This window comes from Leisingera sp. SA215, from assembly GCF_055902035.1.
Map to the genome: position 1 here is coordinate 1 of NZ_JBVVXU010000022.1, position 16618 is coordinate 16618.

General features: G+C 63.4%; 12 protein-coding genes and 1 riboswitch. All 12 genes read left to right on the forward strand.

Annotated elements, in window-relative coordinates:
• Window positions 1-1520: Re/Si-specific NAD(P)(+) transhydrogenase subunit alpha (locus AC0KW6_RS18165; protein WP_474035597.1), on the forward strand; the 1520-nt coding region annotated here is incomplete at its 5' end.
• A 15-nt stretch (window positions 1521-1535) separates the two neighbouring features.
• Entirely contained in the window at window positions 1536-2975 is a 1440-nt protein-coding gene (locus AC0KW6_RS18170) for an NAD(P)(+) transhydrogenase (Re/Si-specific) subunit beta (protein WP_474035598.1), read from the forward strand.
• 32 nt (window positions 2976-3007) lie between these two features.
• Window positions 3008-4327, forward strand: coding sequence for an omega-aminotransferase AptA (aptA, locus tag AC0KW6_RS18175; RefSeq protein ID WP_474035599.1), 1320 nt, complete (start codon window positions 3008-3010; stop codon window positions 4325-4327).
• 55 nt (window positions 4328-4382) lie between these two features.
• On the forward strand, window positions 4383-5633 hold the full coding sequence (locus AC0KW6_RS18180; protein ID WP_474035600.1) for a Zn-dependent hydrolase: 1251 nt from the start codon (window positions 4383-4385) through the stop codon (window positions 5631-5633).
• 5 nt (window positions 5634-5638) lie between these two features.
• Window positions 5639-7099, forward strand: coding sequence for a dihydropyrimidinase (gene hydA, locus AC0KW6_RS18185; protein ID WP_474035601.1), 1461 nt, complete (start codon window positions 5639-5641; stop codon window positions 7097-7099).
• A gap of 96 nt (window positions 7100-7195) precedes the next feature.
• Complete coding sequence (locus AC0KW6_RS18190) at window positions 7196-8686, forward strand: NCS1 family nucleobase:cation symporter-1 (protein WP_474035602.1); 1491 nt, start codon at window positions 7196-7198, stop codon at window positions 8684-8686.
• A 326-nt stretch (window positions 8687-9012) separates the two neighbouring features.
• Window positions 9013-9630: a cupin domain-containing protein gene (locus AC0KW6_RS18195; protein ID WP_474035603.1), complete on the forward strand. Its 618-nt coding sequence runs from the start codon at window positions 9013-9015 to the stop codon at window positions 9628-9630.
• A gap of 26 nt (window positions 9631-9656) precedes the next feature.
• Window positions 9657-11624 (forward strand): oxidoreductase, encoded by a 1968-nt coding sequence (locus tag AC0KW6_RS18200; RefSeq protein WP_474035604.1) that lies wholly within the window; start codon window positions 9657-9659, stop codon window positions 11622-11624.
• Window positions 11625-11932: 308 nt separating this feature from the next.
• Entirely contained in the window at window positions 11933-13705 is a 1773-nt protein-coding gene (locus AC0KW6_RS18205; RefSeq protein WP_323780744.1) for an acyl-CoA dehydrogenase, read from the forward strand.
• Window positions 13706-13761: 56 nt separating this feature from the next.
• On the forward strand, window positions 13762-14568 hold the full coding sequence (dmdD, locus tag AC0KW6_RS18210; protein ID WP_474035605.1) for a methylthioacryloyl-CoA hydratase: 807 nt from the start codon (window positions 13762-13764) through the stop codon (window positions 14566-14568).
• Between the two features lie 247 nt (window positions 14569-14815).
• The gene (locus AC0KW6_RS18215; protein WP_323780747.1) at window positions 14816-15133 is read left to right on the forward strand and encodes an ArsR/SmtB family transcription factor; all 318 of its coding nucleotides are present in this window, start codon (window positions 14816-14818) and stop codon (window positions 15131-15133) included.
• 54 nt (window positions 15134-15187) lie between these two features.
• A complete protein-coding gene (locus tag AC0KW6_RS18220) occupies window positions 15188-16237 on the forward strand; it encodes a permease (protein ID WP_474035606.1) in 1050 nt (349 codons plus the stop codon).
• A gap of 126 nt (window positions 16238-16363) precedes the next feature.
• Window positions 16364-16556, forward strand: a riboswitch (cobalamin riboswitch).
• Window positions 16557-16618 lie beyond the last annotated feature (62 nt).

The window sequence follows — 16618 nt, forward strand, 5'->3', positions numbered from 1 at the left end:
TGACGCCGGAGTCCGCGACGCAGTTGCAGAAGCTGGGGTATTCTTGCGCGATCGAGGCGGGGGCCGGTGCGGCGGCGGGCTTTTCCGATGCGGCCTATGCGGCGGCGGGGGTCGAGATCATCAAGACGCCGGCAGCGCTTTGGAAAGCCTGCGATATTGTCGCCAAGGTGCGCCAGCCGGATGAGACTGAGCTGAAACGGCTGACCAAGGGCAAGACGCTGATCTCCTTCTTCAACCCGGCCGGCAATGACGCGGGCATGGACGCGGCCAAGGCCAAGGGCGCCAATGTGATCGCGATGGAAATGGTGCCGCGGATCAGCCGCGCGCAGAAGATGGACGCGCTCAGCTCCATGGCCAATATCGCCGGCTACCGCGCGGTGATCGAGGCGGGCAACAACTTCGGCCGTTTCTTCACCGGCCAGATCACCGCGGCGGGCAAGGTGCCCCCCGCAAAAGTGCTGGTGGTCGGCGCAGGCGTCGCGGGGCTTGCCGCGATCGGCACCTCGACCAGCTTGGGCGCGGTGACCTATGCCTTCGACGTGCGGCCTGAAGTGGCCGAGCAGGTGGAATCGATGGGCGCCGAGTTTGTCTATCTCGATTTCGAGGAAGAACAGCAGGACGGCGCCGCCACCGGCGGCTATGCCTCTGTGTCTTCGCCGGAATTCCGCGAAGCGCAGCTGGCCAAGTTCCGCGAGCTGGCGCCGGAAATGGACATCGTCATCACCACTGCGCTGATCCCCAACCGCGAAGCGCCCGAGCTGTGGACCGCGGACATGGTTGCGGCGATGAAGCCGGGCTCGGTGATCGTCGATCTGGCGGCGGAAAAGGGCGGCAACTGCAAGCTGACCGTCGCGGATGAGAAGATCGTGACCGACAACGGCGTCACCATCATCGGCTACACCGATTTCCCCAGCCGGATGGCGGCGCAGGCCTCGACGCTTTATGCCACCAACATCCGCCACATGATGACTGACCTGACGCCGGAAAAAGACGGTTTGGTCAATCACGACATGGAAGACGACGTGATCCGCGGCGCCACCGTGGCCTTTGAGGGCGAGATCACCTTCCCGCCGCCGCCGCCGAAAGTTCAGGCGATTGCGGCCAAGCCCAAGGAGGTGGTGCCGGAGCTGACGCCGGAGGAAAAACGCGCCCAGGAGGTCGAGGCCTTCAAGGCGCAGACCAAAAGCCAGGTCACCCTGCTGGCAGGCGGCGGCGCGCTCTTGCTGCTGGTGGGGCTGTTTGCGCCCGCGAGCTTCATGCAGCATTTCATCGTCTTTGCGCTGGCCTGCTTTGTCGGCTTCCAGGTGATCTGGGGTGTCGCGCACTCGCTGCACACGCCCTTGATGGCGGTGACCAATGCGATCTCCTCGATCATCATCCTGGGCGCCCTGATGCAGATCGGCTCCGGCAGCTGGCTGGTGATCCTGCTGGCGGCGCTTAGCGTCTTCATGGCCGGGATCAACATCTTCGGCGGCTTCCTCGTCACCCGGCGCATGCTCGCCATGTTCCAGAAATCTTAAAGCGAGGCAGGTACAATGGATTACGGTTTCACCACCGCCGCTTACGTTGTTGCGGCTGTTCTTTTCATCCTGTCCTTGGGCGGTCTGTCGGGTCAGGAAAGCGCCAAACGCGCGGTCTGGTACGGCATTGCCGGCATGGCTCTGGCGGTCTTTGCGACCCTGATCGGCCCCGGCTCCGGCCTGTGGCTGTTGTCGGTCCTGCTGATCGCGGGCGGCGGCCTGATCGGTACTTATGTCGCGAAAAAGGTGCAGATGACCGAGATGCCGCAGCTGGTTGCGGCGATGCACTCGCTGGTCGGCCTGGCCGCAGTGTTTGTGGGCTTCATCGCCCATTTCGAGATCGGCAATGCGGCGGCGACCCTGGCCGCGGGCAGCACCGGGGATCTGGGCACCTTTGCCAAGCTGATTGCCAAGAAGACCCCGGCCGAGATCGCGTTTCTGCGGGTTGAGCTGTTCCTCGGCATCTTCATCGGCGCGATCACCTTTACCGGCTCGGTCATTGCCTTCGGCAAGCTGGCGGGCAAGGTCACATCCGCCGCAACCAAGCTGCCGGGCGGCCATATGCTGAACGCGGGCGCCGCAGGCCTCTCCTTTCTCAGCCTGATCTGGTATTTCAACTCCGGTGCCTTCCTGCCCTTGCTGCTGATGACCCTGGCGGCGCTGTTTATCGGCTACCACCTGATCATGGGCATCGGCGGCGCCGACATGCCGGTGGTTGTGTCGATGCTGAACAGCTACTCCGGCTGGGCCGCCGCCGCCATCGGCTTCAGCCTTGGCAATGACCTGTTGATCGTGGTCGGCGCGCTGGTCGGCTCTTCGGGTGCGATCCTCAGCTACATCATGTGCAAGGCGATGAACCGCTCCTTTGTCAGCGTGATCCTTGGCGGTTTCGGCGGCGCGGCGGGCCCGGCGATGGAGATCGACGGCGAACAGATCGCCATCGACGCCGACGGCGTGGCGGCAGCGCTGGAGGAGGCCGACTCTGTGGTGATCATCCCCGGCTACGGCATGGCGGTGGCGCAGGCGCAGCAGAACGTCGCCGAGCTCACCCGCCGCCTGCGCGCCAAAGGCAAGACCGTGCGCTTTGCCATCCACCCGGTGGCGGGCCGCTTGCCGGGCCATATGAACGTGCTGCTGGCCGAGGCCAAGGTGCCCTATGACATCGTGCTGGAGATGGACGAGATCAACGAGGACTTCCCGCAGACGGATGTGGCGATCGTGATCGGCTCCAACGACATCGTGAACCCGGCAGCGCAGGAGGATCCCAACTCGCCCATCGCCGGCATGCCGGTGCTGGAATGCTGGAAGGCGAAACAGGTGTTCGTCTCCAAACGCGGCCAGGGCACCGGCTATTCCGGCATCGAGAACCCGCTGTTCTTCAAGGAAAACACCCGCATGTTCTACGGCGACGCAAAGGCCAGCCTCGACACCCTGCTGAGCCTTTCGGCCGCCTGAATCCGCAGTTTAATGGAAAAGGAAATCACGTCATGACATCAGACACCGCACGCAGGAACGACCTTGGTGCCTATTGGATGCCTTTCACCTCCAACCGGCAGTTCAAGCAGAGCCCCCGCATGATCGCCGCGGCGGAGGGCATGTATTACACCACCGCCGACGGACAGAAGGTGATGGACGGCACCGCGGGCCTGTGGTGCGTCAATGCAGGCCACGCCGCGCCGCGGATCACCGAAGAGGTGCAGAAACAGGTGGCGGAGCTGGACTATGCACCCGCTTTCCAGATGGGCCACCCCAAGGCGTTTGAGCTGGCGGATCGGCTGGCCGGGCTGGCGCCGGGCGATCTGAACCACGTGTTCTTTACCAACTCAGGTTCGGAATCGGTGGAAACCGCGCTGAAGATCGCGCTGGCCTATCACAAGGCCAAGGGCGAGGCGGGCCGCACCCGGCTGATCGGCCGCGAGAAGGGGTATCACGGGGTCAACTTCGGCGGCATCGCAGTAGGCGGCATCGTCAACAACCGCCGCCATTTCGGCAGCCTGCTGACCGGCGTTGACCATCTGCGCCACACCCATGACCCCGAGCGCAATCCCTACACCCAGGGCGAGGCCGAGCATGGCGTGGAACTGGCCGAAGATCTGGTGCGGCTGATCGAGCTGCACGGGGCCGAGACTATCGCCGCGGTGATTGTCGAGCCGATGGCGGGTTCCGCCGGGGTGATCCTGCCGCCCAAGGGCTATTTGCAGCGGCTGCGTGAGATCAGCCGCGAACACGGCATCCTGTTGATCTTTGATGAGGTGATCACCGCCTATGGCCGCCTGGGCCGGGCCTTTGGCGCGGACTATTACGGCGTCGAGCCGGACATGATCACCACCGCCAAGGGTCTGACCAATGGCGTCATCCCGATGGGCGCGGTGATGATCAGCAGCGAGATCCACGATGCCTTCATGACCGGCCCCGAACACATGATCGAGCTGTTCCACGGCTATACCTATTCGGGCAACCCGGTGGCTTGTGCGGCGGCGCTGGCGGCGCTGGACACCTACCGCGAGGAGGAGTTGTTCGAACGTGCCGCTTCGCTGGAAGACTACTGGGCGGAGGCGCTGTTCAGCCTCAAGGGGCTGCCGCATGTGCGGGATATCCGCTGTGCCGGTCTGGTTGGCGCGGTGGAGCTGGAACCGGTTGCGGGCCAGCCCACCAAACGTGCCTTCGACACCTATCTGCGCGCCTGGGACAAGGGGGCGCATCTGCGCACCACCGGCGACATCATCGCCATGTCGCCGCCGCTGATCATCGAGAAATCCGAAATCGACACGCTGATCGGCATCCTGGCCGAATCGCTCAGCGCGTGACCTGTCTGCTGCCGCCCGCATGCATGGGCGGCAGCTGCCAATAGGGAGAGACACCATGAAAGACGTGCAAAGCAACGCCCGCATCAACGGCAGCCGCCTGTGGGATTCGCTGATGGAAATGGCCAAGGTCGGCCCCGGCCTGCGCGGCGGCAACAACCGCCAGACGCTGACCGACGCCGACAAGGAAGGCCGCGGCCTGTTCAAACGCTGGTGCGAAGAGGCCGGCATGACTGTCGGCGTCGACAGCATGGGCAACATGTTTGCCCGCCTCGAAGGCGCCGAGCCGGATCTGGATCCGGTGATGATGGGCAGCCATCTGGACACCCAGCCGACGGGCGGCAAATACGACGGCGTGCTGGGCGTGCTGGCGGGCCTTGAGGTCGTGCGCTCGATCCGCGATCAGGGAATCACCCCGCGCCGCCCGATCGTGGTGGTGAACTGGACCAATGAGGAAGGCACGCGCTTTGCGCCTGCGATGCTGTCCTCCGGTGTCTTTGCCGGCGTCCACACCCAGGACTGGGCCTATGCCCGCGAGGATGCGGAGGGCAAGACATTCGGCGAGGAGCTGGCTCGCATCGGCTACGTCGGGGACGAGCCGGTGGGCGGCCGCAAGATGCACGCGATGTTCGAGTTGCACATCGAACAGGGCCCGATCCTGGAGGCCGAGGGCAAGGACATCGGCGTGGTCACCCACGGCCAGGGTCTGAACTGGCTTCAGGTGACCTTGACGGGGCAGGAGGCGCATACCGGCTCCACCCCGATGCCGATGCGCCGCAACGCAGGCCTGGGTGCGGCGCGGATCACCGATCTGGTGCATGAAATCGCGATGAGCCACCAGCCCGGCGCGGTGGGCGCTGTGGGCCATTGCGACTATTACCCCAACAGCCGCAACATCGTGCCGGGCAAGGTGGTCTTCACCATCGATTTCCGCTCGCCCAGCTTCGACACGCAAGAAGACATGGAACGCCGCCTGCGCGAGGGGGCTGCCAAGATCGCCGAGGAACTGGAACTGGGCCTCGAGATCGAACAGGCCGGCCATTTCGACCCGGTAACCTTTGACGAAGGTTGCGTCTCGGCCGTGCGCCGTGCGGCGGAAAAGCTGGGCTATTCGCACCGCAACATCATCTCCGGCGCGGGGCATGATGCTTGCTGGATCAACAAGGTGGCGCCGACCGCGATGGTGATGTGCCCCTGCGTCGATGGTCTCAGCCACAACGAGGACGAGGACATCAGCCGCGAATGGGCGGCGGCAGGCGCCGATGTGCTGCTGCATGCCGTGCTGGAAACCGCAGAAATCGTGGAGTGAAGACAATGACGAGCAGAACCGTAATCAAGGGCGGCACCATCGTCGCCGCCGACCGCAGCTATGCCGCCGATGTTGCCATCGAGGATGGCAAGATCGTGCAGATCGGCACAGGCCTCAGCGGCGACAGACTGCTGGACGCCGAGGGCTGTTACGTGATGCCCGGCGGCATCGACCCGCATGTGCATCTGGAAATGCCCTTCATGGGCACCCATTCGGCGGATGATTTTGAATCCGGCACCCGTGCCGGTCTCGCGGGCGGCACCACCATGGTGGTGGACTTCTGCCTGCCCAGCCCCGGCCAGTCGATGCTGGAGGCGCTGGAGGCTTGGCACGCCAAGTCCAAACGCGCCTGCGCCGACTATTCTTTCCACATGGCGGTGACCTGGTGGAGCGAGCAGGTCTTCAACGAGATGCAGCAGGTGGTGGATCTCGGCATCAACTCTTTCAAGCATTTCATGGCCTACAAGGGCGCCCTGATGGTGGAGGATGACGAGCTGTTCGACTCGTTCCGCCGCTGTGCCGCCCTTGGCGCGCTGCCGATGGTGCATGCGGAAAACGGCGACGTGGTTGCCACCATGCAGCAGAAACTGCTGGCCGACGGCATCCGCGGTCCCGAAGGCCACGGCCTGTCGCGCCCGCCCGAGGTCGAAGGCGAGGCTACCAACCGCGCCATCATGATCGCCGATATGGCGGGGGTGCCGCTGTATGTGGTGCATACCTCCTGCGAACAGGCGCATGAGGCGATCCGCCGGGCGCGCCAGAAGGGCATGCGCGTCTTTGGCGAGCCGCTGATCCAGCATCTGGTGCTGGACGACAGCGAATACCGCAACCCCAACTGGGACCACGCCGCGCAGCGGGTGATGTCGCCGCCGTTCCGCGACAAATCCCACCAGGACAGCCTCTGGGCCGGCCTTCAGGCGGGATCCTTGCAGGTGGTCGCCACCGACCACTGCGCTTTCTCGGTGGAGCAGAAACGCTTTGGCATCGATGATTTTACCAAGATCCCCAACGGCACCGGCGGTCTGGAAGACCGGATGCCTGTGCTGTGGAGCGAGGGCGTTAACACCGGCCGGTTGACGCCAAACGAATTTGTCGCCGTCACCTCCACCAACATCGCCAAGATCCTCAACATCTACCCGCAGAAGGGCGCGATTGTTGAGGGCTCCGACGCCGATCTGGTGGTCTGGGATCCGATGAAATCCAAGGTGATCTCGGCCGGAACCCAGCAGTCGGTGGTCGACTACAACGTCTTTACGGGCCGCGAAGTGACCGGCCTGCCGCGCTACACCCTCAGCCGCGGCGAAGTGGCGGTGGAGGATGGCACCGTCTGCGCCACCCCCGGGCATGGGCGTTTTGTCGAACGCGCGCCTTTCCCAGAGGTGAACAAGGCGCTGTCGAAATGGAAGGAGCTTACCGCACCTCGTCAGGTGCAGCGCTCGGCGGAGAACATGCCCGCTTGCGTCTGACGGAACTCCCCGGCTTCGACCGGGGTGTTTTTTCATCTGCGGTGTTTGGGAGGACAGGCATCGCAGTTCGCCAAATAAACAGGGAGGAAACTGATAATGGCTGATATAACAAGCGGGTATACCGCACAGGGCGCCGCGGCGCCACAGCAGATAGACCTGAGCGGGATTGATCCCGAATTATACAACGAAGACCAGCTGCCCACCACGGCAGAGCAACGCACCTGGGATTGGCTGGCGATCTCGGCGCTGTGGGTGGGCATGGTAGTCTGTATCCCGACCTATCTGCTGGCCTCTTACCTGATCGGCTCCGGCATGAGCTGGGATCAGGCGGTGATGACCATTCTGGCCGCCAATGCCATCGTGCTGATCCCGATGGTGCTGGTGGGCCATGCCGGCACCAAATACGGCATCCCCTTCCCGGTGCTCTTGCGCTCGTCCTTTGGCCCCACCGGTGCCAAAATCCCGGCGGTGGCCCGCGGCATCGTCGCCTGCGGCTGGTTCGGCATTCAGACCTGGGTCGGCGGCTCGGCGATCTTCGTGATCCTGAACACGCTGACCGGCGGTGCGCTGGCGGGTGAGCCGCTGGCCATTCTCGGCATCAGCGCGGGTGAGTTCATCTGCTTCCTCGCCTTCTGGGGCCTGCATCTTTACTTCATCAAAAACGGCACGGAATCGATCCGCTGGCTGGAAACCTATGCGGCACCCTTCCTGCTGGCGATTGGTCTGGCGCTCTTGGGCTGGGCCTATGTCAACGCCGGCGGCTTTGGCGAAATGCTCTCGACCCCCAGCGCCTTTGATCCCGGCCAGCCCAAGGAAGGCCAGTTCTGGATGGTGTTCTGGCCCAGTCTGACCGGCATGATCGGTTACTGGGCGACGCTGGCGTTGAACATCCCCGACTTCACCCGCCACGCCCGCAGCCAGAAGGATCAGCTTCTGGGCCAGATGGTCGGCCTGCCGATCCCGATGGCGCTGTTTGCCTTCATCGCCTCAGCCGTGACCTCGGCCACCGTGGTGATCTTTGGCGAGGCGATCTGGGACCCGATCCAGCTGTCCGAGAAGATGGGCGGCCTGTCGGTGGTGATCGCGCTGTTTGCGCTGATCGTGGCGACACTGACCACCAACCTGGCGGCCAATGTGGTGGCCCCGGCGCACGGCTTTGCCAATCTCGCGCCCAGCAAGATCAACCTCAAGCGCGGCGGCTACATCACCGCGGGCATCGGCGTCGCCATGTTCCCCTGGATCCTGGTGAACCACATCGTCGGCCTGCTGATCGCCTTTTCTGCGCTTCTGGGTCCGATCGCGGGCGTGATGCTGGCGGACTACTACCTGCTGCGCAAGACCAAGCTGGAAGTGGCCGAATTGTTCAAGCTGAACGGCATCTATTCCGGCAAGAACGGCACCAACTGGGCCGGCATTCTGGCGCTGGTGCTCGGAATCCTGCCAAACCTGCCGGGCTTCCTCGCCGGTGTCGGCGTCACCGCGGGCACCTCGGACTTCTTCGCCACAGTCTATACCTACGCATGGTTTGTGGGCCTGTTTGTGGCTGGAGCGGCCTATCTGCTGCTGACAAAAGTGCTGAACAAGTGAGTGCAGACCGGGGCGGCTCTTCTGCCCCGGTTTTCATCCGTAATCAGGGGGAACAGTCTTGCCCAAAGCCATTTGGATTGCCCGCGTCACTGTAACCAGGGCCGTGCAATCCGGCGGCGGCAGCGCGGTGACACCGCCAGCGCCGTGCCGAGAGCAAAACGAATAGTATGAAACTGCTCGGCCAACACTATGTACAGCGCCTTGAACTGCAGGCTCACTCAGGAACGTTGACGGCCGGAAGAGGACGTGCCTGCAGTTTGAAACTTCTTGACAGATTTTATGAGAGTATAATTATTGGGATAAAATTGAACAGCTGAGAGCTTTGTATGCCCAACCATCACGAAGGCGGCGTCGTCTGCGACGCCATCGACATAGATCAGGTGGAGAGTTCGCGCCTCGATCCGGGGCTGGGCGAGGATATCCGCGATCTGCGTAAGTCGAAGGGGCTGACGCTTGGAAAGCTCGCGGAACTCACCGGCCTGTCGACCGGCTTCATCAGCCAGATCGAGCGCGGCCAAAACCGGCCCTCTGTCACCGCGCTTTTCAAGATAAGCCGGGCACTGGGCGTATCGGTCAGCTGGTTCTTCAATGCCTCCTCCAGCGGGGACCGGAAGTCGGCAATCGTGCGGTCAGGCGATCGCAGGTCCATCGCGTATAGCGACGGTATCAAGGATGAACTTCTTACCCCGGCCCTGGGTGGCGGATTAGAGCTGCTCTCCTGTGTCTTCGCTCCCGGCAGCGGTGTCGGGACCGTCTATGCCCATCAGGGCGAAGAGGCCGGGGTCGTGATCAGCGGCACGCTTGATCTCTGGGTGGGGGGCACCCGGTACCGGCTCAATGCCGGCGACAGCTTTGGCTTCGACAGCGCCACGCCGCACCGTTACCGCAATCCATCCAATGAGAAAACCGTCGTCATTTGGGCGATTGCCCCATCCGGATTTTAAGCACAGTGCATTTGCAAGGAACCAGCATGAGCCAGTCCCGTTTCCCCGCACTCTTCTCGCCGATTACGATTGGCAATCTGACCCTCCGCAATCGTATCGTTTCGACAGGGCACGAAACCCATCTCAGTGAACATGGCAAGATAGGCGACGCCCTGATTGCCTATCACGAAGCACGCGCCAAGGGCGGCGCCGGGCTTATCGTGACCGAGGTTGCGCTTGTTCATCCAAGCGCGGTTTTCGTTGCCGATCCGATCCGCGTGGATACCGATGAGTGCATCCCCGGCTATACCCGGCTGGCCGAGGCCATTCACCGGCACGATACCGGTTTGATCGCGCAGCTGTTTCACCCCGGCCGGGAAATGCTGGCCTCGGAAGACGGTACTGCGCCGGTCTCCTACAGCGCATCGGCCGTTCCGAACGAGCGGTTCCACGTCATGCCCCGCCCGATGCCCCTCGAAATGATCGCGGAAGTGATTGCATCCTATGGCGATGCGGCGCGCAGGATGCAGGCCGCAGGCCTCGATGGTGTGGAGATCGTCGGCTCGCACGGATACCTGCCGGCCCAGTTTCTGAACCCTCATGTCAACAAACGCGACGATCATTACGGTGGCGGCACGCTGGCCGGCCGGACACGGTTCATCCGTGAAATTATCGAGGATATCCGGCGCAAAACCGGCCCCGGTTTTGCCGTCGGGCTGCGGCTTTCGGGCGACGAGATGAGCCACGACGGGGCCGATCAGCCGGGGATGCTCGACGCATGCGCACTCATCGCGGCAGACAATGCGCCCGATTATTTCAGCGTTGTCGCGGGATCTTCGGCGACGCTTGCAGGGTCTGTTCATATCGCACCGCCCATGTATCAGGAGGCCGGTTATACGGCACCGCTGGGGCAGGGCATACGGGAACGCACCGGCATCACGACCATTGTCACGGGGCGGATCAACCAGCCCCAGGAGGCGGAGAGGATCATCAGGTCTGGTCAGGCGGATATGTGCGGCATGACACGGGCGATGATCTGCGATCCGCTGATCTCCAGCAAAGCCGAGGCGGGGCGCACCGACGATATCCGCGCCTGCATCGGCTGCAACCAGGCCTGTATCGGCCATTTTCACGCGGGCTATCCGATTTCCTGCATCCAGAACCCGGTGAGCGGCCGCGAGCTGCGTTTGGGGGAAGCGCCCGTTATTTCAGGCAAGCGCCGTGTGATGGTTATTGGAGGCGGCCCCGCTGGCATGAAGGCTGCAGCGGCAGCCGCGGAGCGGGGCCATGCTGTCACGCTGTTTGAACGCGACACCCAGCTGGGCGGGCAGGCGCGGCTTGCTCAGCTGCTTCCGCATCGCGCGGAATTCGGCGGGATCATCACCAATCTGACGCGCGAACTGGACCTCGCCGGAGTTGATGTGCGCAAGGGAGTGGCCGTGGATGCGGACATAATCCGGGATCACCGGCCGGACGCGATCATCCTTGCTGCAGGTGCGACACCCCGCTGGCCTGACTTCGAAGGGCGCGACGACATGCATGTTGTCGACGCCTGGCAGGTATTGCGGGGTGAAGCCAAGATCGGCAAGTCCGTCGTGGTTGCGGATTGGCGCGCCGATTGGATCGGTATCGGGGTGGCCGAACGTCTCGCGCAGAATGGCCATTCGGTCCGGCTTGCCGTCAACGGCTATATGCCCGGCCAGACCATTCAGATGTATGTCCGCGATGCCGGCATCGGACGTTTGCACAGCCTCGGAGTCGAAACACTGCCCTATATGCGCCTTTTCGGAGCCGACGAAGACAGCGTCTATCTACAGCATATCATGAACGATGAGCCGGTGATTTGCGAAGGGGTCGAAACGCTGGTCCTGTGTCAGGGTCACACCCCTGACAATGCAATCGAGGGCATTGTGCGGGACCTGGGCATCGAGCTCCACCTCGCGGGCGATTGCATTGCACCGCGGACAGCCGAAGAGGCGGTGCTGGAAGGTCTTCACGCAGGCCGTGCCGTTTAACAAAATCTGCAAGTGGGCATGCCGTGCTGCGCTGCCGGGGCCTGCGCAATGCACGTGCCTTCGCCAACTGGGAGGACCGCCCGGCCGTTCCCGCGGCGCTGCATGGCATTGGAAATTGCCGCGGCCATCTGCGGCACTCACCGCCTGTTGACTGCGGTCCAGCCGGGTCCGATGATCAACGTCATGCCATTTCCCGGGCACGATCCGCCGTTTGTCACTTTCGGATAGGAATTTGTCCCGTATGCACATGGATCGGTTGCCAGCCAAGGTGTAGCTGGCGTGAAGGAACTTAAATTCGGAGCAACGAAATGACCTATCAGGCGCCGGTTCGCGATATCATGTTCAACATCGAGCATCTGTCTGACTGGCCCGGGGTCTCATCGCTGGCGGCGTATTCCGGGGTTGAAACCGGCGATGTCCAGGCCGCGCTGGAAGGGTTCGGGCGCTTCTGTTCGGAGGTTATTGCCCCGCTTTCTGCCCCGGGCGACGCAACCGGCGCCCGGTTCGACGGTGAAAAGGTGGTGATGCCCGAGCCATATCTGCAGGCTTATGCGCAATACGCCGGGATGGGCTGGCAAAGCCTGCCGCACCCGGAGGAGTTCGGCGGGATGGGGCTGCCGCGGGCTGCCGGAGCCGCCGCAACGGAGATTTTGAACGCAGCGGATATGAGCTTCGGCCTGTGCCCGCTGTTGACCGACGGGGCGGTTGAGGCGCTGCTGCTTACCGGGTCCGGCGCGCAGAAACAGCGATACCTCGAGCCGATGATTTCCGGCCGATGGTCCGGCACTATGAACCTGACGGAACCTCAGGCCGGCAGCGATCTGGGGCGGGTGCGATGTAAGGCGGAACCCGGTGCGGATGGTGCCTATTCGATCAGCGGAACAAAGATCTTCATCACCTATGGCGCGCACAGCCTGACCGAAAACATCGTCCATCTGGTCCTGGCAAGAACCCCTGGCGCCCCGGCTGGCCCAAAGGGGCTGAGCCTGTTCATCGTGCCCAAATTCCTGGTCCAGGAAGACGGATCGCTTGGCCGCCGCAACACCGTTCAATGTGTCAGCATTGAGCACAAGCTGGGCGTCAGGGCGAGCCCGACCGCGGTTCTGGAATTCCAAGGCGCCACCGGCTTTCTGGTGGGGGAGGAGAACCGGGGCCTTGAATATATGTTCGTGATGATGCGGGCTGCGCGGTTTTCAGTCGGCGTGCAGGGGGTTGCCGTATCCGAACGCGCGTATCAGCACGCCTTGCGTTACGCCCAGGAGCGGGTGCAGAGCCGCCCGGTTGATGGCAGCTCCAAAGAGGCCGTGCCGATCCTTCAGCACCCGGATGTGCGGCGGTTGCTGCTGCGGATGCGGGCCTTGGTCGAAGGCGGGCGGGCTTTGGCGATGGCCACCGCAGGATGGCTTGATCTGGCCCAGCACGCCGAGGCCGGAACGGCCCGCGAGGCGGCGGAGATGGCCGAATTCCTCGTTCCGCTGGTCAAGGGGTGCTGCACGGAACGGTCCGTGGAGGTCGCCTCAATGGGCCTGCAGGTTCACGGCGGCATGGGTTTCATCGAGGAAACCGGGGTGGCGCAGTTTTACCGGGATGCCAGGATCCTGCCGATCTACGAAGGCACGACGGCGATCCAGGCCAATGATCTGCTGGGCCGCAAAGTGCTGCGGGACGGCGGCAAGACCGCCCGCCGCTTTGCCGGAATGGTCTCAGCGGCTGAGGCGGAGCTGCGCAAGGGCAGCGCAAAGGCACAGCTGGTTGCGGACCGGCTGCGGCAGGCGCGCCGCGCCTTTGAGGCCAGCCTTGCCTGGCTTCTGAAGACCGCGCCCGACCATCCGAATGCGGCATATGCCGGCAGTGTTCCCTTTCTGATGCTGGCAGGCAATCTTGCCGCGGGCTGGCAGCTGGGCAGGTCTGTCCTGGCTGCCGAAGCCAAGCTGGAACAGGGTGAAGATACAGCCTTCATGACGCAGAAAATCGCCACCGCAGTGTTTTACGCGCAGCATGTTCTTGTGGAATGCGGAACGGAAAGCGCCCGGGTCATCGACGGCAGCGAAAGCCTGTTCGATGCAGGGTTTGAAAACTGAACAACGGAAATTCATGGCACGGATCGGTGCCGGACAATAAGGAAAAGGTCGGAACAATGCCGCAAGAAGCCAGTTCGCACTCCTACGAAAAGCTCGCCCTTGAACAAAGGGACAATGGCGTCTGCATTGTTACGCTCAACCGGCCGTCCAAGCGCAATGCGCTGGATGCCGCCACGATCGAAGAGCTGATCCGCTTTTTCAGCGCTGCGCGCGGCAATGGCGTCAAGGCCGTGGTGCTGGCAGGCGCAGGCGACCATTTCTGCGCCGGCCTTGATCTGGTGGAGCATTGGAAGGAAGACCGCAGCCCGGATGACTTCATGCATGTCTGCCTGCGCTGGCACGAAGCCTTCAACAAGATGGAGTACGGCGGGGTCCCGATCATCGCCGCGCTTCAGGGGGCCGTTGTCGGCGGCGGGCTGGAACTGGCCAGCGCAGCCCATGTCCGGGTGATGGATCAGACCACTTATTTCGCGCTTCCCGAAGGCCAGCGCGGCATCTTCACCGGCGGCGGCGCCACCATCCGGGTTTCCGACATGATCGGCAAATACCGGATGATTGACATGATCCTGACAGGCCGGGTGTATCAGGGGCAGGAAGCCGTCGATCTGGGGCTGGCGCAATATATCACCGAAGGGTCCAGTTTCGAAAAGGCGGTCGAGCTTGCCGACAAGGTCGCGCAGAACCTGCCGCTGACCAATTATGCCATCTGTTCGGCGATCAGCCATTTGAACAACATGTCGGGCATGGATGCGGCCTATGCCGAGGCTGTCGTGGCTGGTGTTGTCAACACCCAGCCAGCGGCGCGCGAACGGCTGGAGGCCTTTGCCAACAAAACCGCAGCCCGCGTGCGGCCCAACAGCTAAGCCGCGCAAACCAGCCGTCAGGCCGTGGCTTGGGGCCTGGCCTGATGCTGCTGGACAGTGGCGGGCAGGGGGGAGGCAGAACCTGCGTTTGCTGCGGGTAATTGCCACCCATTTGCGGCATTCGGCTGGAATTCCCGGGCAATGCCGCAACTTTAGGGGCAAGGCGCCCTGCGGCCGGGCAGCTTGGCTTGGTGTCTCATGCCGGGCGACATCTTGACATAACCGGATTTGTGGTTATTTTAGCGTCATGACGATATCAAGCCACAACGCCCGCGCCCTTGCTGCCCTTGGCCACGATGCCCGTTTGGCCATCTTCCGCCTGCTGGTGAAAGCCGGGGAGGACGGGTTGCGGGTCGGCGAGATCGCCGGGCATCTGGGCTTGGCGCCCTCCACCCTGGCGCATCATCTGTCGGCACTGGTGGATGCCGGGCTGGTCGTGCAGGAAAAGCGCGGCCGTGAAGTGTTCAACCGGGTCGATTACCCCGTCATCCAGGGCGTGGTGAATTTCCTGACATCCGAATGCTGCACAGGTGTGACCCTGACTGTCAGAGAGGAGAGCGCATGAGGCGGAAAGCCGTCCACTTCGACTTGAAACAACTATAAATCTGGTGATATGGAAATGACAAACGTAACCAACCTTCCTCCGAGACCAGGCGCATCCGTCTGGCGGTTCTTGCAAGAGCAGCGGGTCTGGCTGGCCTCTGCCGCAATCCTGCTGCTGCTGGTCATTTTCGATCCGGCACAATCTGCAGAAAGTGCTGTCTTTGCCGGAGCTGCGCTGGCGCATACGGCCCCCTATCTTCTGTTCTCCATTGCCGTCGCGGCCTGGGCCGGCGCCACTGGCGCGGACAATCTGGTTGCAAAGGCTTTCACCGGTAAACCGCTTCTGATGATTGCGCTTGGCGCCCTGGCGGGCGGGCTGTCGCCGTTCTGCTCTTGCGGAGTGATCCCGCTCATCGCAGCACTGCTGGCTATGGGGGTGCCGTTGTCCGCCGTCATGGCCTTCTGGCTGGCGTCGCCGATCATGGATCCCTCGATGTTCTTTCTGACTGCCGGCGTTCTGGGCATTGAATTCGCGGTGGCCAAGACTGGCGCCGCGGTTGGCCTTGGCCTTTTTGGCGGCTTGGTTGTCCATTTGCTGAACCAGGGCGGCGCCTTGCAGGACGCGTTGCGCGACGGTGTCGGAAACGGCGGCTGCGGCGGGGCGAAAATGCGCGCGCCCAAGCCGGTGGTCTGGCGCTTCTGGAGCGAGGCAGAGCGCCGGGCGAAATTTGCCGGAACCGCCTGGACCACGACGCTGTTCCTGGCCAAGTGGCTGCTGCTGGCCTTCATTCTGGAAAGCCTGATGCTGGCCTGGATCCCGGCCGAGACCGTGACCTCCGCCCTAGGCGGTGAGGGGGTGCTGCCGATCATCACAGCAACACTGGTTGGTGTCCCTGCCTATCTGAACGGCTATGCGGCGCTGCCGTTGGTCGGCGGGCTGATCGAGCAGGGCATGGCACCGGGGGCGGGCCTCGCCTTTCTGGTGGCCGGGGGTGTGACCTCGATCCCCGCGGCTATGGCCGTCTGGGCGCTGGCCCGTCCGCAGGTCTTTGCGCTGTACCTCGGCTTATCGCTCACCGGCGCCTTTTCCGCGGGGCTGCTGTTCCAGCTTTGGCACGCGGTCTGATCCGATCCGGGGCCCGGGCCCGCTCGGGTCCGGGCGGCCGGGCTGAAACCGGAGGCAGAGCGGCGGCGCGCGGGTCGGGGAATTCCGGCCGCAGCGAAACTTTTCCTTGCCGCAACGGAGGTGATGCGCTACCCGCGCCTGACCGGTCCCGAAAGGGCTAAGAGGGAATCCGCGGTGCCTGCCGGCACCAAACGGAACTGCCCCCGCAACTGTAGGCGGCGAGAGCTGTGCCATGGCGTCACTGGGCCGGAATGGTCCGGGAAGACGGCACAGTCATTGACCCGCCAGTCAGGAGACCTGCCGGTGATAACCGAAACACACCGGGCGGGGTTGTCCGGGGAGGTTGCCGGTAGGATGCGCCGCCGCTTTCCGGTGCCGCAA